This window comes from Caulobacter sp. LjRoot300 (assembly GCF_964253875.1).
Taxonomy (GTDB): domain Bacteria; phylum Pseudomonadota; class Alphaproteobacteria; order Caulobacterales; family Caulobacteraceae; genus Caulobacter.
Window position 1 is genome coordinate 897,833 of the sequence record NZ_CAXUSA020000002.1, and the last position, 21,693, is coordinate 919,525.

General features: G+C 69.3%; 22 protein-coding genes. 11 read left to right on the top strand and 11 right to left on the bottom strand.

What is annotated here, in order from left to right; all coding sequences use genetic code 11:
- The first annotated feature begins 111 nt into the window (after positions 1-111).
- The 3 genes from ACSQ2G_RS09485 (at position 112) to ACSQ2G_RS09495 (ending at position 1,916) form a co-directional block, all read left to right on the top strand.
- A complete protein-coding gene (locus tag ACSQ2G_RS09485; RefSeq protein WP_436030269.1) occupies positions 112-516 on the top strand; it encodes an MAPEG family protein in 405 nt (134 codons plus the stop codon).
- Positions 517-562: 46 nt separating this feature from the next.
- Positions 563-1,198: a LysE family translocator gene (locus ACSQ2G_RS09490; protein WP_436030270.1), complete on the top strand. Its 636-nt coding sequence runs from the start codon at positions 563-565 to the stop codon at positions 1,196-1,198.
- Positions 1,199-1,310: 112 nt separating this feature from the next.
- Positions 1,311-1,916 (top strand): CC0125/CC1285 family lipoprotein, encoded by a 606-nt coding sequence (locus tag ACSQ2G_RS09495; RefSeq protein ID WP_436030272.1) that lies wholly within the window; start codon positions 1,311-1,313, stop codon positions 1,914-1,916.
- Between the two features lie 171 nt (positions 1,917-2,087).
- Here the strand turns inward: ACSQ2G_RS09495 and ACSQ2G_RS09500 are convergent, their stop codons facing one another.
- On the bottom strand, positions 2,088-2,870 hold the full coding sequence (locus tag ACSQ2G_RS09500; RefSeq protein ID WP_436030273.1) for an SDR family NAD(P)-dependent oxidoreductase: 783 nt from the start codon (positions 2,868-2,870) through the stop codon (positions 2,088-2,090).
- A gap of 54 nt (positions 2,871-2,924) precedes the next feature.
- Here ACSQ2G_RS09500 and ACSQ2G_RS09505 point away from each other — a divergent pair, with 54 nt between their 5' ends.
- Genes ACSQ2G_RS09505 through ACSQ2G_RS09525 form a run of 5 tightly spaced genes read left to right on the top strand, consistent with a single transcriptional unit; the run spans position 2,925 to position 5,287 of the window.
- Positions 2,925-3,362 (top strand): YkvA family protein, encoded by a 438-nt coding sequence (locus tag ACSQ2G_RS09505; protein WP_310082915.1) that lies wholly within the window; start codon positions 2,925-2,927, stop codon positions 3,360-3,362.
- A complete protein-coding gene (locus tag ACSQ2G_RS09510; protein WP_436030274.1) occupies positions 3,355-3,990 on the top strand; it encodes a lysoplasmalogenase family protein in 636 nt (211 codons plus the stop codon). Before ACSQ2G_RS09505 ends, ACSQ2G_RS09510 begins: the two co-directional genes overlap by 8 nt.
- Before the next feature lie 11 nt (positions 3,991-4,001).
- Positions 4,002-4,412: a PaaI family thioesterase gene (locus ACSQ2G_RS09515; protein ID WP_436030275.1), complete on the top strand. Its 411-nt coding sequence runs from the start codon at positions 4,002-4,004 to the stop codon at positions 4,410-4,412.
- Positions 4,413-4,415: 3 nt separating this feature from the next.
- A complete protein-coding gene (locus ACSQ2G_RS09520) occupies positions 4,416-4,814 on the top strand; it encodes an SRPBCC family protein (protein WP_436030276.1) in 399 nt (132 codons plus the stop codon).
- A complete protein-coding gene (locus ACSQ2G_RS09525) occupies positions 4,811-5,287 on the top strand; it encodes a GNAT family N-acetyltransferase (protein ID WP_436030278.1) in 477 nt (158 codons plus the stop codon). Before ACSQ2G_RS09520 ends, ACSQ2G_RS09525 begins: the two co-directional genes overlap by 4 nt.
- Before the next feature lie 3 nt (positions 5,288-5,290).
- On the opposite strand, the gene ACSQ2G_RS09530 is transcribed toward ACSQ2G_RS09525, so the two are convergent.
- The 6 genes from ACSQ2G_RS09530 to leuC form a co-directional block, all read right to left on the bottom strand.
- The gene (locus ACSQ2G_RS09530; protein ID WP_436030280.1) at positions 5,291-6,922 is read right to left on the bottom strand and encodes a long-chain fatty acid--CoA ligase; all 1,632 of its coding nucleotides are present in this window, start codon (positions 6,920-6,922) and stop codon (positions 5,291-5,293) included.
- A gap of 99 nt (positions 6,923-7,021) precedes the next feature.
- A complete protein-coding gene (locus ACSQ2G_RS09535; RefSeq protein ID WP_436030282.1) occupies positions 7,022-8,926 on the bottom strand; it encodes a methyl-accepting chemotaxis protein in 1,905 nt (634 codons plus the stop codon).
- A 97-nt stretch (positions 8,927-9,023) separates the two neighbouring features.
- The gene (gene leuB / locus ACSQ2G_RS09540; RefSeq protein WP_436030284.1) at positions 9,024-10,082 is read right to left on the bottom strand and encodes a 3-isopropylmalate dehydrogenase; all 1,059 of its coding nucleotides are present in this window, start codon (positions 10,080-10,082) and stop codon (positions 9,024-9,026) included.
- 12 nt (positions 10,083-10,094) lie between these two features.
- Positions 10,095-10,397: a putative quinol monooxygenase gene (locus ACSQ2G_RS09545; RefSeq protein WP_436030286.1), complete on the bottom strand. Its 303-nt coding sequence runs from the start codon at positions 10,395-10,397 to the stop codon at positions 10,095-10,097.
- 136 nt (positions 10,398-10,533) lie between these two features.
- Positions 10,534-11,142: a 3-isopropylmalate dehydratase small subunit gene (leuD, locus tag ACSQ2G_RS09550; protein ID WP_436030288.1), complete on the bottom strand. Its 609-nt coding sequence runs from the start codon at positions 11,140-11,142 to the stop codon at positions 10,534-10,536.
- Entirely contained in the window at positions 11,142-12,584 is a 1,443-nt protein-coding gene (gene leuC, locus ACSQ2G_RS09555; protein ID WP_436030290.1) for a 3-isopropylmalate dehydratase large subunit, read from the bottom strand. Before leuC ends, leuD begins: the two co-directional genes overlap by 1 nt.
- Positions 12,585-12,709: 125 nt before the next feature.
- On the opposite strand from leuC, the gene ACSQ2G_RS09560 reads away from it, so the two are divergent.
- Positions 12,710-14,272: an MFS transporter gene (locus tag ACSQ2G_RS09560; protein WP_436030292.1), complete on the top strand. Its 1,563-nt coding sequence runs from the start codon at positions 12,710-12,712 to the stop codon at positions 14,270-14,272.
- 282 nt (positions 14,273-14,554) lie between these two features.
- Here ACSQ2G_RS09560 and rplS read toward each other — a convergent pair whose 3' ends face one another.
- The 3 genes from rplS to ACSQ2G_RS09575 form a co-directional block, all read right to left on the bottom strand.
- Positions 14,555-14,950, bottom strand: a complete 396-nt coding sequence (gene rplS, locus ACSQ2G_RS09565) for a 50S ribosomal protein L19 (RefSeq protein WP_436030293.1) — start codon at positions 14,948-14,950, stop codon at positions 14,555-14,557.
- Between the two features lie 4 nt (positions 14,951-14,954).
- A complete protein-coding gene (trmD, locus tag ACSQ2G_RS09570) occupies positions 14,955-15,692 on the bottom strand; it encodes a tRNA (guanosine(37)-N1)-methyltransferase TrmD (protein WP_436030294.1) in 738 nt (245 codons plus the stop codon).
- A gap of 70 nt (positions 15,693-15,762) precedes the next feature.
- Entirely contained in the window at positions 15,763-15,957 is a 195-nt protein-coding gene (locus tag ACSQ2G_RS09575) for a hypothetical protein (protein WP_028038807.1), read from the bottom strand.
- Positions 15,958-16,235: 278 nt separating this feature from the next.
- Here ACSQ2G_RS09575 and ACSQ2G_RS09580 point away from each other — a divergent pair, with 278 nt between their 5' ends.
- Entirely contained in the window at positions 16,236-17,036 is an 801-nt protein-coding gene (locus tag ACSQ2G_RS09580; RefSeq protein WP_436030296.1) for an isocitrate lyase/PEP mutase family protein, read from the top strand.
- On the opposite strand, the gene ACSQ2G_RS09585 is transcribed toward ACSQ2G_RS09580, so the two are convergent.
- Positions 17,033-18,367: a TonB family protein gene (locus tag ACSQ2G_RS09585; protein ID WP_436030297.1), complete on the bottom strand. Its 1,335-nt coding sequence runs from the start codon at positions 18,365-18,367 to the stop codon at positions 17,033-17,035. The genes ACSQ2G_RS09580 and ACSQ2G_RS09585 overlap by 4 nt on opposite strands.
- Before the next feature lie 142 nt (positions 18,368-18,509).
- Here ACSQ2G_RS09585 and polA point away from each other — a divergent pair, with 142 nt between their 5' ends.
- Complete coding sequence (gene polA, locus ACSQ2G_RS09590; RefSeq protein WP_436030298.1) at positions 18,510-21,428, top strand: DNA polymerase I; 2,919 nt, start codon at positions 18,510-18,512, stop codon at positions 21,426-21,428.
- Positions 21,429-21,693 lie beyond the last annotated feature (265 nt).

Here is a 21,693-nt window from a genome sequence, read left to right on the forward strand (position 1 = left end):
GGGGCGGTTCCCCAGGGATCGTCGGGCGCCCGTTTAGCGTGCAAACCGCCGCGAACTGGGGTGTAATCTCGGGACAAGGCTCCGCTTCACGGGGCCAGGGGAGAAACGCGCATGCAACCGCATTCCTGGGTCGCGATCGTCACGATCGCCGCGCTGCTGGTCTATGTCTGGATGGCCTTCCGCATCGGCGGGGCCCGGCGCAAGTGCGGCATCCACGCCCCGACCATGACCGGCGATCCCGTCCTGGAGCGCCACATCCGCGTACAGGCCAACACCTTGGAGTGGCTGCCGCTGTTCCTGACGTCGCTGTGGCTGTTCGCGATCTACTGGAGCGACCTGGTCGCCGCGGTCCTCGGCGTGGTCTGGATCGTCGGGCGCATCGTCTACGCCCTGGGCTACGTGGCCGATCCGGGCAAGCGCGAGGCCGGCTTCATCATCCAGGCCCTGGCGACGGCGGTCCTGCTGTTCGGCGCCCTGGGACGGGTCATCTGGGTGCTGGCGACGGTCGGGGCCTAGCTACCGTCTGGTTCACCGGGCGAGGCTTGGCTATGAGGGTCGCGCCATGATCCTGCCCGTCGATCCCGCCCGCTACAGCGCCTTCCTGGTGACCATGTTCGTCATGGCCATCACCCCGGGGCCGGCCAACCTGTTCGCCATCGCCACCGGCATGCAGAGGGGCAAGGGCGCGGCCTTGCTGGGCGTGGCGGGCATGAACACCGCCACCCTGGTCTGGTTCGGCTGTTCGGCCCTGGGACTGGGCGCGCTGATCATCGCCTTCCCCAGGGCCTTCCACCTGCTGGCCCTGGCCGGGGCGGCCTATCTGGTCTGGCTGGGGCTGAAGTCGATCGGGTCGGGCCTGAAGGATCCGGGCGGCGAGGCCCAGGCCCACCGATCGTTCCGCATGGGCCGCTCGGCGTTCCGCGACGGCTTTACCGTGCAGATCGCCAATCCCAAGATCCTGCTGTTCTTCACCGCCGTGCTGCCGCCGTTCATCGACGTCCAGCGACCGCTCGCGCCGCAACTTCTGATGTTCGCCGTCGCGACCATCGGCATGGATCTGATCAGCATGAGCAGCTACGGCCTGGGGGGCGCGGCGCTGGCGTCGCGGATGAACGAACCGGGCTTTCGCAAGGGGTTCGCGATCATGGTCGGGGTGCTGCTGATCACCGCCGCCGGACTGATCGTGGCCCGGGGCTGATCTCATCGCTGAAACGCAATGGCCTTGGCGAAACCATAAAGCTGGGCCATGCATTAGACTGACGGGACGAAACGAGTCTTTTCGCCAAAGATTCCGAGTAAAGGAATGCGCCATGACTAAACGCAAGACCATAGGCGGCAAGGCCGGGATGGTCGCGGCCGTGGCGCTCGCCGCCCTCCTGACGGCCTGCGCCACCGCCACCCCCTATCAACCGAACGTCCGGGGCCAGCAGGCGACGGGCGGCTTCTCCGAGCAACGGCTCGAAGGCGACCGCTATCGCGTGACTTTCGCCGGTAACAGCCTCACCTCGCGCGAGACCGTCGAGCGCTATCTGCTGTATCGCGCCGCCGAGCTGACCACCCAGCAGGGCTACGACTGGTTCGAGACGGCCGACCGCCGGACCGACCGCGACGCCCGCACCGTGATCGAGAGCGACCCCTTCGGCCGGCCGTTCGGCTATTACGGCGGCGGCTACGGCTACTGGCGTCCGGCCTGGCGCTATTACGGCCCCCGCTACGGCGGCTGGCGCGCCTGGGATCCCTACTGGGGCGACCCCTTCTTCGATCGCACCGAGGTCCGCACGATCGAGAAGTTCGAGGCCAGCGCCGAGATTGTCATGCACAAGGGCCGCAAGCCGGCGGGCGATCCGCGGGCCTATGACGCCCACGAGATCATGGCCAACCTGGCCCCGAGCATCCAGCGGCCCGTGCCGAAGTAGCATCCTTCCTTCTCCCCTTGCGGGAGAAGGTGTCGGCGAAGCCGACGGGTCGAAAGACAGAGCCGCCGCGAGCAGCCGAAAGGCCGGTCGCGGCGGTTGTCGTTTGAGAGACCCCTCATCCAACCCGCTGCGCGGGCCACCTTCTCCCGCAAGGGGAGAAGGAAGCGCTCCCTATCGCGGCGCCATGCGGATGCCGCCGTCCAGGCGCACGTCCTCGCCGTTGAAATAGCCGCAGGTGATCATGGTCAGGGCCAGCTGGGCGTATTCCTCGGGATTGCCCAGGCGCTTGGGGAAGGGCACCGAGGCGGCCAGGGCGGCCTTCACGTTCTCGGGCGCGCCGTTCATCAGCGGGGTGTTGAAGATGCCCGGCAGGATGGTGTTGACCCGGATGCCGTCGTTCATCAGGTCGCGGGCGATCGGCAGGGTCATGCCGATGACCCCGCCCTTCGAGGCCGAATAGGCCGCCTGTCCCACCTGGCCGTCCTCGCCCGCCACGCTGGCGGTGTTGACGATCGCGCCGCGCTCGCCGTCCTCCAGAGGCTCAAGGTCCAGCATGCCCTTGGCCGATTTGGCGATGCAGCGGAAGGTGCCCACCAGGTTGATCTGGATGATCATGTTGAAGGCGTCGAGCGGGAAGTGCCGGGCCTCGCCGGTGGCCTTGTCGCGGCTGGCGGTCTTGATGGCGTTGCCGGTTCCGGCGCAATTGACCAGGACCCGCTCCTGGCCGTGGGCGGCGCGGGCCTTGGCGAAGCCGGCGTCGACGTCGTCGTCGGAGGTGACGTTGACCTTGCAGAACACGCCGCCGATCGCCTTGGCCACCGCTTCGCCCTTGGCCTCGTTCATGTCGAAGATCGCGACCCTGACGCCCTGGGCGGCCAGGGCGCGGGCGGTGGCCTCGCCGAGGCCCGAGGCTCCTCCGGTGACGACGGCGGCGACGGTGCTATCGAGTTTCATGGACGTTTCCTCAGAGCCTGCGTTTAATTGGACCTTGAGGAGCGGTTTACCCCGATGAGCGCAGACGCCAAACCATCCCCCGACGTCAACCCGAAGGGCGTCGACCCCGACGCGAACGCCCGCGAGGTGCTGGATCCGAAGAAGGCCCTCGTGCCCGCCACGGTGAAGGTCAACGAGCAGCGCGTGGCGCGCGGCTTCTGGCCGAAGATCCGCAAGGTCGTTTCCAAGGTTCCGTTCGCGGCCGACGCCCTGTCGCTGTGGTGGTGCGCCAAGGATCCGACCACCCCGACCGCCGCCAAGGGCATGATCCTGGCGGCCCTGGCCTATTTCGTGCTGCCGACCGACGCGATCCCCGACGTGCTGCCGGCCATCGGCTTCACCGACGACGCCGCCGTCATCGCCGCCCTGATCGCCATCGTCGGCAAGAACCTGAAGCCGCGCCACAAGGACGAGGCCCGGACCTTCCTCGCCAAGCTGGGCGCGGATGACTGAGGCCTGGCTGTGGGGCGCAGCCGGGCTCTGCGCGGCGCTGTACGGCCTGGTGCTGGTCCAGCGGCCGCCGTCGTTCCCGCGCACCCTGGTCAAGACTTTGGCGGTCGCCGCCCTGGCCGTGCTGGCCTATCTGGAAGGCGGCGGGTCGTCCCTGGCCATCGCCCTGGCCCTGTGCGCGGTGGGCGACGCCTTCCTGGCCGGCGATCCCAAGCGCTGGCTGCCGTTCGGCCTGGCCGCCTTCCTGGCCGGCCATGTGGTCTATGTGCTGCTGTTCTGGCGCGAGCGAGGGCCGGCGGCGGGCGCGGCGTTCTGGGCGGTCGCGCCGCTGGTCGTGCTGGCCGCCGCCGCGATGCTGGCGCGGCTGTGGCGGTCGCTGGGCGCGCTGAAGCCCGCCGTGGTCCTCTATGTTCTGGCCATCGTGGCCATGGTCTCGACCAGCCTGCTGCTGCCGCGCCTGCGCTGGCCGGCCACGGTCGGGGCGCTGGCCTTCATGGCGTCGGACGCGGTGCTGTCGTTCGACCTGTTCAAGGGGGCAAAACTGGCCGGCTCGCCCCGGTTGACGGCGTGGGCGGTGTGGTTCCTCTATTTCGGCGGCCAGGCGATGATCGCCCGGGGGATGCTGCGCTAGGGAGACGAGCCTTGTCCGACGCCTTCGACATCTCGGTGCTGCCGTTCGCCGCCCTTATGGGCGTGGAGATCACCCACGCTGCGCCCGATGGCGTCGAAGGCCGGCTGGTCGTCCGGCCCGACCTGTGCACCGCGGGCGGCGTCCTGCACGGCGGGGCGGCCATGGCGCTGGCCGACAGTCTTGGGGCGGTGGGCGCCTTCCTGAGCACGCCGGCCGGGATGCGCACCACCACGCTGGAGAGCAAGACCAACTTCATCGGCGGCGCCCGGGTCGGGACCACGGTGACGGCGGTCTCGACCCCGCTGCATGTGGGGCGCCGGTCCAGCGTCTGGACCACCCGCGTCGAGGGCGAGGGCGGCAAGCTGGTGGCCGTGGTCACCCAGACCCAGATGACGGTGGCCCAGATGACGGTGGAGGCCTGAGCCATGATCCTGTTCGAAGCCCGCCCGATCACCGTGTCGATCGCCCGCCCGGCCGACCAGGTCTACGACTTCGCTCACAAGCCCGAGAGCTTCCCCAGATGGACGGCCGGTCTTGGCGCGGGCTTGACCCGCGACGGCGACCGCTGGATCGCCCACGGGCCGGACGGCGACGTCCAGGTGCGGTTCTCGCCGCCCAACGCCTATGGCGTGCTCGACCATTGGGTGACCCTGCCGGACGGGACCGAGATCAGCATTCCCCTACGAGTGGTGGCCAATGGCGACGGCGCCGAGGTCACCTTGACCCTGTTCCGGGCTCCGGGCATGGACGCGGCGAGGTTCGAGCGCGATCAGGGCATGGTCGCCGACGACCTAGCCCGGCTGAAGGCGCTGCTGGAGTCATGATCACCCTGCGCGGACCCCGGCCGGGCGACTATGGCTGGATCGTCCAGCGGCACGGCCTTCTGTATGCGGCGGAACAGGGCTGGGACGCCCGGTTCGAGGGGCTGGTGGCCGGCGTCGTGGCCGAGTTCATCAAGGGCTTCGACCCGGCGCGCGAGGCCTGCTGGATCGCCGAGCACCGGGGCGCGCCGGTCGGCTCGATCCTGCTGGCCCGCGAGAGCGATACGGTCGGCCGCCTGCGCCTGCTGCTGGTCGAGCCCTCGGCGCGTGGCCTGGGCGTCGGCGACAGGCTGGTGGCCGAATGCGTGAGCTTCGCCCGTTTCGCCGGCTATCGCGAGGTGGTGCTCTGGACCCAGAGCAATCTGCTGCCGGCCCGCCGCCTTTATGAGCGCGCCGGTTTCGAGCTCGAGGACAGCTGGCCCTACGACGGCTTCGGCGAAGGGCTGGTCTCGGAAACCTGGCGGCTGAGGTTTTAACGCCTACCCCATCAGATGGCCTCGCCAGGCCTCGCGCAGAACCTTCTTGTCGATCTTGCCCGTGGCGGTCAGAGGGACGGCGGCGAAGACCACGTCGTCGGGCGTCCACCACTTGACGATCCGGGGCGCCAGGTAGGCCAGCACGTCGGCCTTGGCCACCGACGCCCCCGCGTGGGCCTCGATCACCAGCAGCGGCCGCTCCTCCCATTTGGGGTGCGGCACGCCGATCACGGCGGCGATCTTCACGCCTGGACAGCCGGCGGCGATGTTCTCCAGGTCGATCGAGCTGATCCATTCGCCGCCCGACTTGATGACGTCCTTCTGGCGGTCGGTGATGCGCATGAAACCGTGCTCGTCGAGGGTGGCGATGTCGCCGGTGTCGAACCAGCCTTCGGCGTCGGCCGCGTCGCGCGCCTGGCGGTAATAGCGCTGGACCACCCAGGGGCCGCGCACCTTCAGGGCGCCCGAGGTCTGGCCGTCGCGGGGGGCTTCGGTCCCGTCCTCGGCCTCGATCCGCAGCTCGATTCCGAACTGCAGCCGGCCCTGGCGGGTCCAGATGGCGTCGTTCAGGGCGTCTTCGCCTAGGGCGGCCAGGGACGGGGTCGGGGTGGCGACCACGCCGATCGGGCAGGTCTCGGTCATGCCCCAGATCTGCAGCACGTCGACGCCGTATTTCGTCTTGAAGGTCTCGGCCATGGCGCGCGGCACGGCGCTGCCGCCGATCACCACGCGCTTGAGGCTGTCCGGCCGCTGATCGGCCTGCTCCAACCAGGCCAGATACATCGTCCAGATCGTCGGCACCCCGCCGGTGAAGGTCACGCCCTCGCCCTGGATCAGCTCGTGCAGCGACGCCCCGTCCATCCTGTCGGCCGGCAGCACCAGCTTGGACCCGCAGATCGGGGCGGTGAACGGCAGACCCCAGGCGGTGGCGTGGTAGAGGCTGGAGCAGGGCATCACCACGTCGAAGGCGGAGAGGCCGAAGGCGCTGGCCAGGCCGCCGGCCATGGCGTGCAGCACCACGGCGCGGTGCGAATAGAGCACGCCCTTGGGATCGCCCGTCGTGCCCGAGGTGTAGCAGAGGAAGGCGCCGGCGTTCTCGTCCAGCCCATCCTTGAGTCCGGGCCAGTCGATGGTTCCGGCCTCGCTGGCGATCAGGGTCTCGTACGAGACCGCCCCGACCCCGGCGTCGTGGGTCCGCGCGGCGTCGGACAGCATGACGAAGGTCTTCACCGTCGTCAGGCGTGGGGCCAGGCGGGCGACCAGCTCGACGAAATTGCGGTCGAACAGCAGGACGCCGCTGGCGGCGTGGTTGATCGTGAAGGCGATCTGCTCGTCCGACAGCCGGGGATTGGCCGTGTGCAGCACCGCGCCGAGGCCGGGGACGGCGTAGAACAGCTCCAGGTGCCGGTGGGTGTTCCAGGCCAGGGAGGTGACGCGGTCGCCGGACCGTACGCCCAGCCCCGCCAGGGCGTTGGCGGCCTGGGCCGCGCGCCGGGCAAGGCCCGCATAGTCGTAGCGCCAGACGGGCTCGTCGATCAGCCGGGAGACGATCTCGCGCCCGCCATGGGCCGAGGCTACATAGCGCAGGATGCCGCTGACCAGCAGCGGCGTGGTCTGCATCAGGCCCGGGATCATGGGCGCTCCTCCCTTGTCGTTGGGAGCAGCTTAGGGCCGGCGGAAGAGAAAGGGAGCGATCAATTTCCCCGCCCTTGTCGAAGGGTCGAGAAGCCGATCCTAGAACTCTTCCCAGCCGTCCGAGGCGAGCGCCGCGTTGCCGTTGAAGGCGGCCGCGACCTTGGTCCGGACCGCCCGCGCCGGGCTGGCGACCGGACGCGAGGCGGGGGTGGCCGCGGCGGGGCGCGGGGCTTCGCCGCCGACCCTGAAGCGGCCGACCAGGGCGGCCAGTTCGCCGGCCTCGCCCTTCAGCGAGTGGGTGGCGGCGGTGGCTTGCTCGACCATGGCGGCGTTCTGCTGCACCACCTGGTCCATCTGGTTCACGGCGCTGTTGACCTGGTGCAGGCCGGTCGCCTGTTCCTGGGCCGAGGCGGCGATCTCCTTGACCAGGCTGTCGATCGAGGCGACCTGGTCGACGATGGCCTGCAGGGCCTGGCCGGTCTGGCCGACCAGGCTGACGCCGGTCCCGACCTGGGCGGTCGAGGTCGAGATCAGGCCCTTGATCTCCTTGGCGGCGTCCGCCGAGCGCTGGGCCAGGGCCCGCACCTCCTGCGCCACGACCGCGAAGCCTCGGCCGGCGTCGCCGGCCCGGGCGGCCTCGACCCCGGCGTTCAGGGCCAGCAGGTTGGTCTGGAAGGCGATCTCGTCGATCACGCCGATGATCTGCGCCACCTGCTGCGAGGAGGTTTCGATCTCGGTCATGGCGCTGACGGCCTGGCTGACGATCTGGCCGGACTTCTCCGCGCCGGTCCGGGCGTTGGCCACCAGGCCCGAGACCTCGTTGGCGCCGGCGGCGGTCTTGCGCACGGTGGCGGTGATTTCGTCGAGAGCGGCGGCGGTCTCTTCCAGGCTGGCGGCCTGCTGCTCGGTGCGGCGCGACAGGTCGTCCGAGGCGCTGGCGATCTCTTCCGAGCCGGAACGGATGCCGTCGGTGGCGGTGTTGATGCCGCGCAGGGCGTCCCGCAGGCGGTCGGCGGCGGTGTTGAAGTCGGACTTCAGCTGGGCGGCCTTGGGGGCGAAGTCGACGGCGATGCGGTGGGTCAGGTCGCCGTTGGCCAGACGGTCCAGCGCCTGGGCCAGAGCGCCGATCGCGACGGCGTCGGCCTGGGCCTCGGCGGCCTTCTCGGCCTCGCGCTGGGCGCGCTCGGCCTCGGTCAGCCGGCGCTGCTCGACGGTCTCGCCCTCCAGCCGCGCCTTGGCGACGGCGGCGTCCTTGAAGCTGAGCAGGGCGTCGGCCATCAGGCCCACCTCGTCCTTGCGGCCGATGGCCGGGACCTCGGCGTCGTTGTCGCCCGAGGCCAGGCGGCGCATGACGGCGGTCATCCGCGACACCGGGGCGCCGATGGTGCTCGACAGCAGCCAGCCCATCAGGCCGGCGATGGCCAGGGCGGCCAGTCCGCCGACCACCAGCGACTGGGTGGCCAGCGTCATGGCGCCCTTCTGTTCCTTGGCGCGGATCGTCACGCGCTCGAGGGCGGCGCTCGACAGTTCGTCCCGCAGGGCGCGCAGGTCGTCCAGGTTCTTCTTGCCGATCAGCCCGGCGGCCTGGGACTTGCTCGCCGGGTCCTTCATCGCCGTCAGGGTCGGCTCGGCGACGTCGTGCCGCCAGTCAGCCATGGCGGTCCGCATCCGCTGGATGCGTTCCTTCTGGGCGGCCTGGGTGGTCTTGGTCTCGAAGGCGTCCAGCGCCTTGTCGAACGCGGCGGCGTTGTCCTGGTAGACCTCGGCGAAGGCCGGGTCGTCGGTCAGGGCGTAGCCGCGCAGAGCGTTCTGCTGCTCAAGGATCAGGCCCATCATCGTCTCGGCCTGGCCGGCCAGGACCAGGCTGCGCTGGCTGGAGGTCGAGGCCTTGTCGATGCTCTGCAGGCTGGTGAAGACGACGCTGGACGAGACCACGAACGCCAGGATCAACGCGCTGAACGCGATTCCGAGCTTGGTGGAGATCTTCAGGTCCTGGAACCGCATCGCTTGCCCCGCGCGCCGCTGTTGAAAACGACGCGCAGGGTTTCAGCGAGAACCGTTAAGGTTACGTTGCGGGAGCTTTAAGCATAACGTCGATATTTCAACGCCCTAGGTGGGACAGCACCGCGTCGCCCATCTGGGCCGTCGACAGCTCGCCGCCCAGGTCGCGGGTGCGGGCCCCGCCGTCCAGCGCCGCCTTGACCGCCGCCAGCAGGGCGTCGGCGGCGTCGGCGCGGTTCAGCGACCAGCGCAGGGCCATCTCGAACGACAGGATGGCGGCCAGCGGATTGGCCACGCCCTTGCCGGCGATGTCGGGCGCCGAGCCGTGGATCGGCTCGTACAGGCCCGGCTTGCCCGCCGCGCCCAGCGCCGCCGACGGCAGCATGCCCAGCGAGCCGGTCAGCATGGCCGCCGCGTCCGACAGGATGTCGCCGAACAGGTTATCGGTGACGATGACGTCGAACTGCTTGGGGGCGCGGACCAGCTGCATGGCGCAGTTGTCGGCCAGGATGTGCTCCAGCTGGACGTCGGCATAGTCGCGAGCGTGCAGGTCGGTGACCACCTGCTTCCACAGCAGGCCGCTTTCCATGACGTTGGACTTCTCGGCCGAGGCCACGCGATTGCCGCGGCCGCGGGCCAGCTCGAAGGCCACCCGCGCCACGCGCTCGATCTCGGCGGTGGTGTAGACCTGGGTGTCGACGCCGCGCTTCTGGCCGTCGCCCAGGTCCTCGATGCCGCGCGGCTGGCCGAAATAGACCCCGCCCGTCAGTTCGCGGACGAACATGATGTCCAGACCCGAGACCAGGTCGCGCTTGAGGCTGGAGGCGTCGGCCAGGGCCTCGAAGCAATAGGCCGGGCGCAGGTTGGCGTAGACGTCCATCGCCTTGCGCAGGTTCAGCAGGCCGGCTTCTGGGCGCAGGTGGCGGGGGGCGTTGGCCCATTGCGGACCGCCGACCGCGCCCATCAGCACCGCGTCGCTGGCCAGGGCCGCGTCGCGGACCTCGTCGGTCAGGGGCGTGCCGTGGGCGTCGTAGCTGGCTCCGCCATAGATCCGCTCCTCGACGTTCAGGTCGGGCGTGAGGGCGGCGGCCACCCGGCGCACCTGGGCGCAGACCTCGGGGCCGATCCCGTCGCCGGGCAGGAGCAGAAGCGTGGACATCGGAAGGCTCTCTTAGATGGATCGATAGTCGGTGACGTCGAACGACGACATGCGGCGGTCGTGGACGCCCAGTTCGGGGAAGCAGGCGCGCCAGGCGGCCATGTGCGGGCTGGCGCGGTGGAAGGCCAGGGCCGCCTCGTCGATGAAGTGCTCGAACACCCGGATCAGGCCCGGATCCAGAGGATCCTCGCTCAGCGCATAGTCCAGGCAGCCCGGCTCGCCCCGGCTGCCCTCGACCTGGGCGCGCAGGTGCGGCCGCAGCTCGGCCAGGCGTTCGGGCGGAACGCGGATCGTGCCGGCCAGGATGACGGTCATGGGCGGCGCCCCAACTTCAGCACCCTGCGTCCTTCGAGGCTCGCCCTCGGCTCGCACCTCAGGATGAGGAGCTTTGTGCAACTGGTTACCTCATCCTGAGGCGCCCGCGCAGCGGGCCTCGAAGGACGCAGGGCGTTCACGCTTCCAGCCACGGCCGATCCAACGCCCGCTTGCTCTCGTAGACGTCGATGTCGGCGCTGTGCATCAGGGTCTCGCCGATGAAGTCGAGGCCCTTGAGCATCTTGTCCTTGCGCACCGGATCGATGTCGAAGTGGAAGCTCTTGCCCGAGGGCGAGATCACCGTCTGCTCGGCCAGGTCGATGCTGACCATGTGGTTGCCGCCCTTGGCCTCGTCCATCAGGACGGCGACTTCCTCGGGCTTCAGCACCACCGGCAGCAGGCCGTTGTTGAAGCAGTTGTTGTTGAAGATGTCGGCGAAGCTGGTTGAGATCACGCACATGATCCCGTAGTCCATCAACGCCCACGGCGCGTGCTCGCGCGAGCTTCCACAGCCGAAGTTGTCGCCGGCGATCAGCACGCTGGAGCCCTTGTACTCCGGCCGGTTGAGCACGAAGTCGCTGATCTCGTGCCCCTCGCCGTCGAAGCGGAAGTCGTAGAACAGGCCCTTGGCCAGGCCCTCGCGTTCGACGGTCTTGAGGAACTGCTTGGGGATGATCTGGTCGGTGTCGATATTGGCCAGCGACAGCGGCGCCGCGCGGCCGTCCAGACGGGTGAAGGCCTGCATCAGGCGGTCTCCTCAAGCAGGGTGCGGACGTCGACCAGGTGGCCGGCGATCGCCGCCGCCGCCGCCATGGCCGGCGACACCAGGTGGGTGCGGCCGGCCCGACCCTGGCGGCCCTCGAAGTTGCGGTTGCTGGTCGAGGCGCAGCGCTCCTGCGGCTGCAGCTTGTCGGGGTTCATGGCCAGGCACATCGAGCAGCCCGGCTCGCGCCAGTCGAAGCCGGCGGCCTTGAAGATGGCGTCCAGCCCCTCGGCCTCGGCCTGTTCCTTCACCAGGCCCGAGCCCGGCACGACCATGGCCTTGACGTGAGGCGCGACCAGGCGGCCATGCAGGAAGGCCTCCTGCACCACGGCGGCGGCGGCCCGCATGTCCTCGATCCGGCTGTTGGTGCACGAGCCGATGAAGACCCGGTCGATGCGGGCGTCCGAGATCGGCTGGCCGGCGGTCAGGCCCATATAGTCCAGCGCCCGGTGGGCGGCGGCGCGCTTGTCGGGGGTGGCGAAGCTTTCCGGATCCGGGACGTTGCCGGTCACCGGGATGACGTCCTCGGGCGAGGTGCCCCAGGTGACCATCGGGACCAGGGCCGAGCCGTCGATCACCACGGTGCGATCGAAATGGGCGTCCTCGTCGCTGACGAAGCTCTTCCAGTACGACAGCGCCATGTCCCAGGCCGCGCCCTTCGGGGCCGAGGGCTTGCCCTGGATATAGGCGAAGGTCTTGTCGTCCGGCGCGACCAGGCCAGCCTTGGCGCCGCCCTCGATGGTCAGGTTGCACAGGGTCATGCGGCCTTCCATCGACAGGTCGCCGACCACCGGACCGGCGAACTCGATGACATAGCCGGTGCCGCCGGCGGTGCCGATCTCGCCGATCACGGCCAGGGCGACATCTTTCGCCGTGACGCCGGGGCCCAGCTGGCCATCGACGCGGACCAGCATGTTCCTGGCCTTCTCCTGGCGCAGGGTTTGGGTGGCCAGGACGTGCTCGACCTCTGACGTGCCGATGCCGTGGGCTAGGGCCCCGAAGGCGCCGTGGGTCGAGGTGTGGCTGTCGCCGCAGACGATGGTCATGCCCGGCTGGGTGCGGCCCTGCTCGGGGCCGACCACGTGGACGATGCCGTTGCGGATGTCGCCCATCGGGAAGAACTCGATGCCGTTGTCCTGCACATTGCGGGCCAGGGTCTTGAGCTGCAATCTGGCCTCGTCGTCGGCCACGGCGTCGACGCCCTTGGCCTGGCCCTCGGTCGGGATGTTGTGGTCGGCCACGGCCAGCGTGCGGTCGGGCCGGCGCACCTTGCGGCCGGCCGCCCGAAGCCCGGCGAAGGCCTGCGGGGTGGTCACCTCGTGGATCAGGTGCAGGTCGATATAGAGGATCGCTTCGCCGTCCTGTTCGTTGACGACGTGAGCGTCCCAGATCTTGTCGTAGAGGGTCTTTGGTGCGCGGGTCATGATACCCGGGCATCTAGGCCTTGAGACGGGGCGCGTAAAGCGAGGAAACGCCGAAAATCAACGCCCGCCGGCGGCAAGTTGGATCAAACCTGCCTCGGCGAAGCCATGCAAAGGCCGCGCAGCGCATGTTTCTTGCCCCCACGCCCAGCCTGAGCGACGCCGACCGCGAGCGCGGCCTGCGACATCTGGTCCGGGAGGCGGGCTTCTCGAACGCCGTCACGGCGGTGACCAGCGGCGTCATCCTGACCGCCTTCGCTCTGCAACTGGGGGCGTCGAACACCACCATCGGCCTGTTGGCGGCGATAACCTTCTGGGTGCAACTGCTGCAGCTGCCCGGCGTGCTGCTGGTCGAGGGGCTGCGCACCCGCAAGCGGATCTCGGTGCTGGCCAGCCTGATCAGCCGCTGCGCCCTGATCGGCATGGCCCTGCTGGCCCTGACCGGCGGCGGCCAGCTGCCCCTGATGGGGCTTGTCGCGGCGCAGGTGTTCTATTGCGGGGTCGCGACCTTCGGCGGCTGCGCCTGGAACGCCTGGGTGCGGGACTTGGCCCCCGAGCAGCGGATGGGGCAGATCTTCGCCAAGCGGACCATCAACGCCACCATCGTCGGCCTGGTCGCCAGCCTGGCCGCCGCCGTGGCCCTGGACCGCGCGCCGGAAGGCTCGTTCCTGCGGCCGTTCGTGTTCGCGGGTCTGTACTTGGCCGCCTTCCTGGCCGGCCTGCTCAGCTGCCGCGAGCTGGCCCTGACCCCCGAGCCGCAGATGCCCGCCCCGGCCGAGCGGGTGAAGCTGGTCCCGCTGCTGCGCGCCCCGCTGAAGGACAGGAACTTTCGCCGGCTGATCGCCTTCCTGGCCAGCTGGCAGTTCGCGGTGAACCTGGCCACGCCGTTCTTCACGGTGTTCTTCGTCAAGCAGCTGGGGCTTTCGGTCACCTTCGTGGTGGTGCTCAGCGTGGTCAGCCAGGCCACCAACGTCCTGGCCCTGCGCAGCTGGGGTCTGCTGTCGGACCGCTTCGCCAACAAGTCGGTGCTGGCCGTGGCCGCGCCGCTGTTCATCGCCTGCATCGCCGCCATGGTCGGCGCCTCGCAGATCCACGACCGGCCCTGGGTGATGGCCTATCTGGTGGGCCTGCACGCCCTGATGGGGCTGGCCACCGCCGGGGTGACCCTGTCGTCGGGCAATATCGCCCTGAAGCTGTCGCCGCGCGGCTCGGCCACGGCCTATATCGCCGCCAACGCCCTGATCAGCTCGGCCGCCGCCGGCCTGGCGCCGCTGCTGGGCGGGATGTTCGCCGACTTCTTCGCCGCCCGCCAGCTGGAGATCCTGCTGCGCTGGACCAGCCCCGGCGACGTCTTGACCCTGATGCCGCTGCGGATCTCCAATTGGGACTTCTATTTCCTGATCGCCGCGATCCTGGGTCTCTACGCCCTGCACCGCCTGGCCATGGTCAAGGAGCAGGGCGAGATCGACAACCGGCTGATGGTCGGCGAGGTGCTGGCCCAGGCCCGCCGCGACGTGCGCAACGTCTCGCCGATCGCCGGCCTGAAGATGCTGACCGACGTTCCCGCCGCCCTGCTGCGCGACGCGCGGGTCCGCAAGCGCCTGCAGCGGATGCGCGACCGCCGGGACGCCCAGGCCGCCGCGCCGCCGCGCAAGCGCCGCTCGCCGCCGCACCGGGCCACGATCAGATAGGGCTTTCCGAACGCAAAGAGGGCGCGCCCATGTGTTTGGGGCGCGCCCTCATATCGCATTTCCTTCAGGGGCCATGACGCCGTTCCTGAAGAGGGCCACTCCCTAGCAAGGGGGCGGTCTATAAGCCCGTCGCAGAGCGGTGGGGGTGCGTTCACCAAACACCAGACAACGACGTTTTGTCAATACATTCGTGCGCTTGCACCCAAGCTTGGCCGCTGAAACCCATACGAAAAAGGCCCCGGCGTTTTCGCCGGGGCCCTGATCTTCGGCAAGTCGCCAAGCCTATTCGGCGTCGGCGGCTTCCACCTTGCGGATGTTGGAGCGTTCGGCGATCCGGGCCGACTTACCGCGACGGTCGCGCAGGTAGTACAGCTTGGCGCGACGGACGACGCCGCGACGCTTGACTTCGATGCTTTCGATGCTCGGCGACAGCAGCGGGAACAGACGCTCCACGCCTTCGCCGAACGAGATCTTGCGGACGGTGAAGCTCTCGTGCACGCCGCCGCCCGAACGGGCGATGCAGACGCCCTCATAGGCCTGGACGCGCTCGCGCTCGCCTTCCTTGATGCGGACGTTGACGCGCAGGGTGTCGCCCGGCTCGAACTCGGGGATGGCGCGGGCGGCCAGCAGACGCTGGGCTTCTTCGCGCTCGAGTTCCTTGATGATGTTAGCAGCCATAACTCTAGTCTCCTTTGGGCTTACCCGTTTTCGGGCCGCCTTTTGCCTGTTGATTGGCGAGATGCGCTTCCCAGAGGTCTGGACGCCGCTCGCGGGTGGTTTCTTCACGCATGCTTTTCCGCCACTGGGCCACCTTCTTGTGGTCGCCCGACAGCAGCACCTCGGGGATGTCGAGCCCTTCGAACGTCCGCGGCCTGGTGTACTGCGGATGCTCGAGGAGCCCGTCCTCGAAGCTTTCTTCCTGCGTGCTCTCGAAATTGCCCAGAACCCCTGGAGCCAATCGAACGCACGCCTCGATCACGACCATCGCCGCCGCCTCGCCACCGGCAAGAACAGCGTCTCCGACCGAGACCTCCTCGAACCCCCGGGCGTCGAGCACCCGCTGGTCCACCCCCTCGAAACGGCCGCACAGGACGATGACGCCCGGCGCTTTAGCCCATTCCTTGACGCGCGCCTGGGTCAGGGGCCGACCCCGGGCGCTCATGTACAAAAGCGGCCGCCCACCGACATCCACGCTGTCCAGCGCGGCGGCGATGACGTCCGCTTTCAGTACCGCTCCCACGCCGCCACCCGCGGGGGTGTCGTCGAGGAAGCCGCGCTTATCCTTGGAAAACCCCCGAATGTCCAGTGTTTCCAATCGCCACAGGTCCTGTTCCTTCCACGACGTGCCGATCAGCGAAACGCCGAGCGGGCCGGGAAAGGCCTCGGGGAACATGGTCAGGACGGTGGCGGTGAAGGGCATGGGCGCTCCATAGCGCCCAAAGCCGCTGGAAATCTAGGTCAGGCCCGGATTCTTGGGCCAGGACGGTCCGTCAGGTCAGGATCGTCTTGGGCAGCGGTTTGCCCGCTTCGGCGGGCATCAGCGGCGGGGTCAGCTTGACCGGCTCGCTGGTCGGGCCGGCGGGCGGCGCGACAGGATGGGCGGGGGCCACGGCCAGCACGGCGGCGGTGGTCAGGGTGGCGGCGACGAGCGCCGTACCGACACGGATCTTCTTCCATGAAACCATGGGCCAGGGTCTTCCTGTGTTTCGGGTCGTTCAAACCAAAGCCCGGGAGAAGGGGAGGTTCCCGTTTTTGCGGCCATGGCGAACCTCCTGCCTCTAGGCGAGGCAATTGACCTCGCCAAGGCGGCAATACGACGCGTTTGCCGTAATTCGACGATCGCCGTTTTCGCGGGCGCCCGTCGCCAAGGCGTGTCGGCGACGGGGCAATAAGGTCCGATTTTCGCGAGACGGCCGGGGCGCGATTGCCGATAGTCCGCTCGCCTGACCCTCGGAGCGCCGCCATGACCACGACCGCCGACCGCTTTCACGCCCTGCACGCCGGACCCGAGGTGCTGGTCCTGCCCAACGCCTGGGACGCGGCCAGCGCGGCCTTGATGGAGGACGCCGGGGCCAAGGCCGTGGCGACCTCCAGCGCCGCCGTGGCCTGGGCGCGGGGCTATGCCGACGGCGACGCCGTGCCCGTGGCGGCGGTCATCGACACCGTCGCCGGCATCGCCCGGGTGGTGTCGGTCCCCGTCACCGCCGACATCGAGGGCGGCTACACCGACGACCTGGCGACCTTGGCCGAAACGATCAAGGCCGTGGTCGGGGCCGGGGCCGTGGGGATCAATTTCGAGGACGGCCGCCGCGATCCGGACCTGCACGCGCGCAAGATCCAGACCGTCCGCGCCGCCGCCGACCAGGCGGGCGTGAACCTGTTCATCAACGCCCGCACCGACGTCTATCTGGCCGGCCTGGCGCAGGGCGAGGCGGCCCTGGCCGAGGCCCTGCGCCGCGCGGCGCTGTACGCTGAGGCCGGGGCCAGCGGGATCTTCGTGCCGCTACCGATCGAGGAGGACCTGTTGTCGGCCCTCGCCGCCGGGATCACCCTGCCGCTCAACGTCATGGGCCGCCCGGGCATGCCCTCGGCCCGGCGCCTGGCGGAACTGGGCGTTCGGCGGCTGAGCTCGGCCACCGGCCCGTTCAACGCGGCCTATGGCGCAATGCTGGCGGGAACCCGCACCTATCTGGCCGACGGCGACACCACCGACTACGCGGCGTTCGGCAAGAACCTTCCCAACCTGAACGCCCGGTTCGGCTAGGGCTTGGCGGGCGCAGAAGGCGCCGCGGCCTCGGCCGCCGTTTCTTGCCAGGTGAAGCGGATCGGCAAGGCGATCCGGAGACCTTCGACCGTATCGCCCTCCTTGGTCCACGGGTTCATCGCCATCACCTTGGCGGCTTCCAGCGCCGCCGCCCCGAAATCAAGCCTCGCGGGCTCTTCGCGCCTGGCCGAGCAGTCCACCAGGCGGCCGCCGGCGTCCACGGCGCAGTCGACCACGCCCAGGCCGCTGAAGACGCCGGCCTTGACCGCGGCGGCGGGATAGATCGCCGACATGCCCTCGGCGGTCAGGGTGGTGGTCCAGCGCGGACGGGTCAGTTGTCGCGTGTCCGGCGTGGCCGGGTCGCGGAAGCGGAAGGGCACGTCGATGTTGAGGTTTCGAACGGCCTTGGCGTCTTCCGGCCGCACATAGATCTGGAAGGCGCTCGCCAAGCTCTTGGCGGCGCGGCCGAAGCCCTTGCCCGACGGGATTTCCGAAATCACCTCGCAGTCCTTCAGCGCGCCGGTCGGGCTGAGCCCGCAACGCAGCGCCGCCTGCCCCGACGCCGTGTCCTTGGCCGCCGCCGGCCAGGCCGCGCGCACCTGTTCGAGGCTGGGCGCGCGGACCCATGGCGGATCGACCATCAGCCGACGCGAACCGAACGTGGCGGCGGGACCCCTGGCGATGGGGGCTTCCCAATTGATCGGAATGGTGACGTCGCCGCCGGGCACGGGCTTGCCGCCGCGGATCTTCGGCGACATGCGAAACTGCGGTGACAGCTGCAGCGCGGCCGCGCCGAAGCCGAAGTCCGCGGGGCTTTCGAACAGCACGGCGCAGCGCTCCAGGAACCCCTCGATCGTGACGTTGCACTTGATCGTCGCCTTGCCGGCCGCACCATCCCGCAGGGCCTTGGTCGGGAACGCGGCGGCCAGATCCTGGGCCGAGGGCTTGCGCAACCAGTCGGGATTGGAATCGCCCGGGGCGAGGAACGAGAAGTCCGTCTCGAAACGCTTGCCGACGATCGATCCGCCCTGGCCGTCCGTGGTCTTGACGCGCTCCTTGGCCGACAGCGCCAGGGCCGCCTCACCAAAGCCCAGACCGGCGGGCTTCTCGTCGATGACCCGGCAATCGACCTCGCGGCCGGCGTCGTCTGCCGTGCAGTCCAGCGTCGCTTCGCCCGAGATCTTCCTGTCGAAGGCCGTCTTGGGATAGGCCGCCGCCTTCTCGGCGGCCGTGACCCGCCGCAATAGCTGGGGGTGGACCTTCCCGTCGTCCGCCGCCGCCACGCCGTTCAACGCCGCCGTCGCGAACGCCGCCAGAACCCAGATCCTCATCATTCCCCCAATGAACGCTTCGGGCCGCGCACCAGGTTGCAGCCTAGGGTGGAGCCTATGGCGCCTTTCGTCGAAGCGCCACTGTCATCAGCGGCCTCCGAGGGTGTTTCCGCGCGGGCCGTGACCGCCTATCTTCCCGGCCATGACCGACACGCTCGCGCCCGATTCCGCCGCTTCCCTGCCGACCGCGGTGGAAGCCGACCGTCCCCTGACCCAGGACGGCCCCGCCGTACGGCTGTTCCTGGTCGACGGCTCGGCCTATCTGTTCCGCGCCTATCACGCCCTGCCGCCGCTGACCCGCAAGAGCGACGGCCTGCCGGTGGGCGCCGTCCAGGGCTTCTGCAACATGTTGTGGAAGCTGATGCGCGACATGCAGGGCGATACGCCCACCCACCTGGCGGTGATCTGGGACCATTCCGAGAAGACGTTCCGCAACACGCTCTACGACAAGTACAAGGCCCACCGGCCGCCGCCGCCCGAGGACCTGATCCCGCAGTTCCCGCTGGTGCGCGAGGCTACCCGCGCCTTCGGCGTCCCGGCCATCGAGCTGCCGGGCTACGAGGCCGACGACCTGATCGCCGCCTATGCCTGCCGGGTGCGCGAGCAGGGCGGCGAGACGGTGATCGTCTCGTCCGACAAGGACCTGATGCAGCTGGTCGGCGACGGGGTGTCGATGTTCGACCCCATGAAGGGCGTGCGCATCGACCGCGAGCAGGTGTTCGAGAAGTTCGGCGTCTATCCCGAGCGGGTGGTCGACGTACAGTCGCTGTGCGGCGACAGCGTCGACAACGTGCCGGGCGCGCCGGGCATCGGGATCAAGACCGCCGCCCAGCTGATCAACGAATACGGCGACCTCGACACCCTGCTGGCGAGGGCCGGCGAGATCAAGCAGCCCAAGCGCCGCGAGACCCTGATCGAATACGCCGACCAGATCCGGCTGTCGCGGCAGCTGGTGCAGCTGGACTGCGACACCCCGCTGCCCGAGCCGATCGACGACCTGGTCGTGCGCGAGCCCGACAAGCAGGTGCTGGCCGACTTCCTGGAGACGATGGAGTTCCGGTCCCTGGCCCGCCGGGTCGGCGACGGCAACGCCTCGGCCGCGCCGCGCACGCTCGACCGCCCGGCCGCGACGCCGACCGCTCCGGTGCTGGGCGTGTCCTACATGGGCGCCGCCGCCCGGGCCGCCGCCAATCCGGTCGCCCAGCCGGCCAGCGTCGATCACGCCGCCTATGTCCGCATCCAGGACCTGGAGACCCTGAACGCCTGGATCGCCAAGGCCACGGCCAAGGGGATCGTCGCCTTCGACACCGAGACCGACGCCCTGTCGTCGGCCACCGCCGGCCTGTGTGGCGTGTCGCTGGCCATCGCGCCGGGCGAGGCCTGCTACATCCCGGTCGGCCACTGCGAGAAGGACGGCCTGGCCCTGGAAGCCGCCGCCGACCTCGTGCAGATCCCACTGGAAGAAGCCATCGCCGCTCTCAAGCCGCTGCTGGAGGATCCGGCGGTGCTGAAGGTGGCCCAGAACGCCAAGTACGACATCGCCGTCCTGGCCCGCCACGGGATCAAGGTGGGTCCGATCGAGGACACCATGCTGATCAGCTACGTGCTGGAGGCGGGGCTGCACGGCCATGGCATGGACGAGCTGTCGGAGCTGTGGCTGGGCCACAAGCCCATTCCGTTCAAGCAGGTCGCCGGCTCGGGCAAGGGCCAGATCAGCTTCAAGCATGTGGGTCTGGCCGAGGCGACCGCCTACGCCGCCGAGGACGCCGACGTCACCCTGCGGCTCTATGAGGCGCTCAAGCCCCGCCTGGCCCGCGAGGGTCTGCTGACCGTCTACGAGACCCTGGAGCGCCCGCTGCCGGCCGTGTTGGCGGCCATGGAGAACGAGGGCATCCGGGTCGATCCCGACACCCTGCGCCGGCTGTCCAACGAGTTTTCGATGCGGATGGCCGAGTTCGAGGCCCGGGCCCAGGAACTGGTCGGCCGTCCGTTCAACCTGGGCAGCCCCAAGCAGATCGGCGACGTGCTGTTCGGCGAGATGGCCCTGAAGGGCGGCAAGAAGACCGCCACCGGCCAGTGGTCGACCGACAGCGACGTGCTGGAGGCCCTGGCCCTGGAGCACGAGCTGCCGCGCGTGCTGCTGGACTGGCGCCAGCTGTCAAAGCTGAAGGGCACCTACACCGAGAACCTGATCGCGGCCATCGCGCCCGGCGGCGGCAACCGGGTGCACACCTCCTACGCCCTGGCCTCGACCACCACGGGTCGCCTGTCGTCGTCCGACCCCAACCTGCAGAACATCCCGATCCGCACCGAGGAAGGCCGCAAGATCCGCAAGGCTTTCGTGGCCGCCCCGGGCAAGGTGCTGATCAGCGCCGACTACAGCCAGATCGAGCTGCGCCTGCTGGCCCACATCGGCGACATCCCTCAGCTGAAGACGGCCTTCCAGGAGGGCCTGGACATCCACGCCATGACCGCCTCGGAGATGTTCGGCGTGCCGATCGAGGGCATGCCCAGCGAGGTGCGTCGCCGGGCCAAGGCGATCAATTTCGGCATCGTCTACGGCATCTCGGCCTTCGGCCTGGCCAACCAGCTGTCGATCCCGCAGGGCGAGGCCGGGGCCTATATCAAGACCTATTTCGAGCGCTTCCCGGGCATCCAGGCCTATATGGAGGCGACCAAGACCTTCGTGCGCGAGCACGGCTATGTCACCACCATCTTCGGGCGGAAGATCAACATCCCCGACATCGGCGGCAAGTCGGTGGCCCACCGGCAGTTCGCCGAGCGGGCGGCGATCAACGCCCCGATCCAGGGCGCGGCGGCCGACGTCATGCGCCGGGCCATGATCCGCATGCCGGGCGCGCTGGAAGCGGCGGGCCTCTCGGCGAAGATGCTGCTGCAGGTGCACGACGAATTGGTGTTCGAGGCGCCGGAGGCCGAGGCCGAGGCCACGATCAGGGTCGCCCGCGAGATCATGCAGGGCGCGGCCGCGCCGGCGGTGGCCATCTCGGTGCCCCTGACGGTCGAAGCCCGGGCCGCCGCCAACTGGGACGAGGCGCACTAAGGCGAAATTTTTTGCGACCTTCGGCGGCTACCGCTTCAGGTAGAACGTCTCGGCTTGTGTCACGCTCGAAGCCTTTGGGCATGCAATCCTGAATTGGGGCGGCGCCGCGAAACGCCGCCGTCGTCTGACCTTCCGCTTTGCGCCTGCGACCTTGCGTCACAGCACGGTTAAGGCCGTGGAAACCCTGCCGCCGCAACAGATGGGACGTGCGACGCGCGCTTCCGACTGCCGCCTAACTGTCCGTGGTCCATGAAGTTTTTGCGTC

What these genes read in the sequence shown, in the direction of transcription:
- ACSQ2G_RS09485 (WP_436030269.1), top strand. Translation starts at nt 112, where the DNA reads ATGCAACCGCATTCCTGGGTCGCGATCGTCACGATCGCCGCGCTGCTG.
- ACSQ2G_RS09490 (WP_436030270.1), top strand. Translation starts at nt 563, where the DNA reads ATGATCCTGCCCGTCGATCCCGCCCGCTACAGCGCCTTCCTGGTGACC.
- ACSQ2G_RS09495 (WP_436030272.1), top strand. Translation starts at nt 1,311, where the DNA reads ATGACTAAACGCAAGACCATAGGCGGCAAGGCCGGGATGGTCGCGGCC.
- ACSQ2G_RS09500 (WP_436030273.1), bottom strand. Translation starts at nt 2,870, where the DNA reads ATGAAACTCGATAGCACCGTCGCCGCCGTCGTCACCGGAGGAGCCTCG.
- ACSQ2G_RS09505 (WP_310082915.1), top strand. Translation starts at nt 2,925, where the DNA reads ATGAGCGCAGACGCCAAACCATCCCCCGACGTCAACCCGAAGGGCGTC.
- ACSQ2G_RS09510 (WP_436030274.1), top strand. Translation starts at nt 3,355, where the DNA reads ATGACTGAGGCCTGGCTGTGGGGCGCAGCCGGGCTCTGCGCGGCGCTG.
- ACSQ2G_RS09520 (WP_436030276.1), top strand. Translation starts at nt 4,416, where the DNA reads ATGATCCTGTTCGAAGCCCGCCCGATCACCGTGTCGATCGCCCGCCCG.
- ACSQ2G_RS09525 (WP_436030278.1), top strand. Translation starts at nt 4,811, where the DNA reads ATGATCACCCTGCGCGGACCCCGGCCGGGCGACTATGGCTGGATCGTC.
- ACSQ2G_RS09530 (WP_436030280.1), bottom strand. Translation starts at nt 6,922, where the DNA reads ATGATCCCGGGCCTGATGCAGACCACGCCGCTGCTGGTCAGCGGCATC.
- ACSQ2G_RS09535 (WP_436030282.1), bottom strand. Translation starts at nt 8,926, where the DNA reads ATGCGGTTCCAGGACCTGAAGATCTCCACCAAGCTCGGAATCGCGTTC.
- leuB (WP_436030284.1), bottom strand. Translation starts at nt 10,082, where the DNA reads ATGTCCACGCTTCTGCTCCTGCCCGGCGACGGGATCGGCCCCGAGGTC.
- ACSQ2G_RS09545 (WP_436030286.1), bottom strand. Translation starts at nt 10,397, where the DNA reads ATGACCGTCATCCTGGCCGGCACGATCCGCGTTCCGCCCGAACGCCTG.
- leuD (WP_436030288.1), bottom strand. Translation starts at nt 11,142, where the DNA reads ATGCAGGCCTTCACCCGTCTGGACGGCCGCGCGGCGCCGCTGTCGCTG.
- leuC (WP_436030290.1), bottom strand. Translation starts at nt 12,584, where the DNA reads ATGACCCGCGCACCAAAGACCCTCTACGACAAGATCTGGGACGCTCAC.
- ACSQ2G_RS09560 (WP_436030292.1), top strand. Translation starts at nt 12,710, where the DNA reads ATGTTTCTTGCCCCCACGCCCAGCCTGAGCGACGCCGACCGCGAGCGC.
- rplS (WP_436030293.1), bottom strand. Translation starts at nt 14,950, where the DNA reads ATGGCTGCTAACATCATCAAGGAACTCGAGCGCGAAGAAGCCCAGCGT.
- trmD (WP_436030294.1), bottom strand. Translation starts at nt 15,692, where the DNA reads ATGCCCTTCACCGCCACCGTCCTGACCATGTTCCCCGAGGCCTTTCCC.
- ACSQ2G_RS09575 (WP_028038807.1), bottom strand. Translation starts at nt 15,957, where the DNA reads ATGGTTTCATGGAAGAAGATCCGTGTCGGTACGGCGCTCGTCGCCGCC.
- ACSQ2G_RS09580 (WP_436030296.1), top strand. Translation starts at nt 16,236, where the DNA reads ATGACCACGACCGCCGACCGCTTTCACGCCCTGCACGCCGGACCCGAG.
- ACSQ2G_RS09585 (WP_436030297.1), bottom strand. Translation starts at nt 18,367, where the DNA reads ATGAGGATCTGGGTTCTGGCGGCGTTCGCGACGGCGGCGTTGAACGGC.
- polA (WP_436030298.1), top strand. Translation starts at nt 18,510, where the DNA reads ATGACCGACACGCTCGCGCCCGATTCCGCCGCTTCCCTGCCGACCGCG.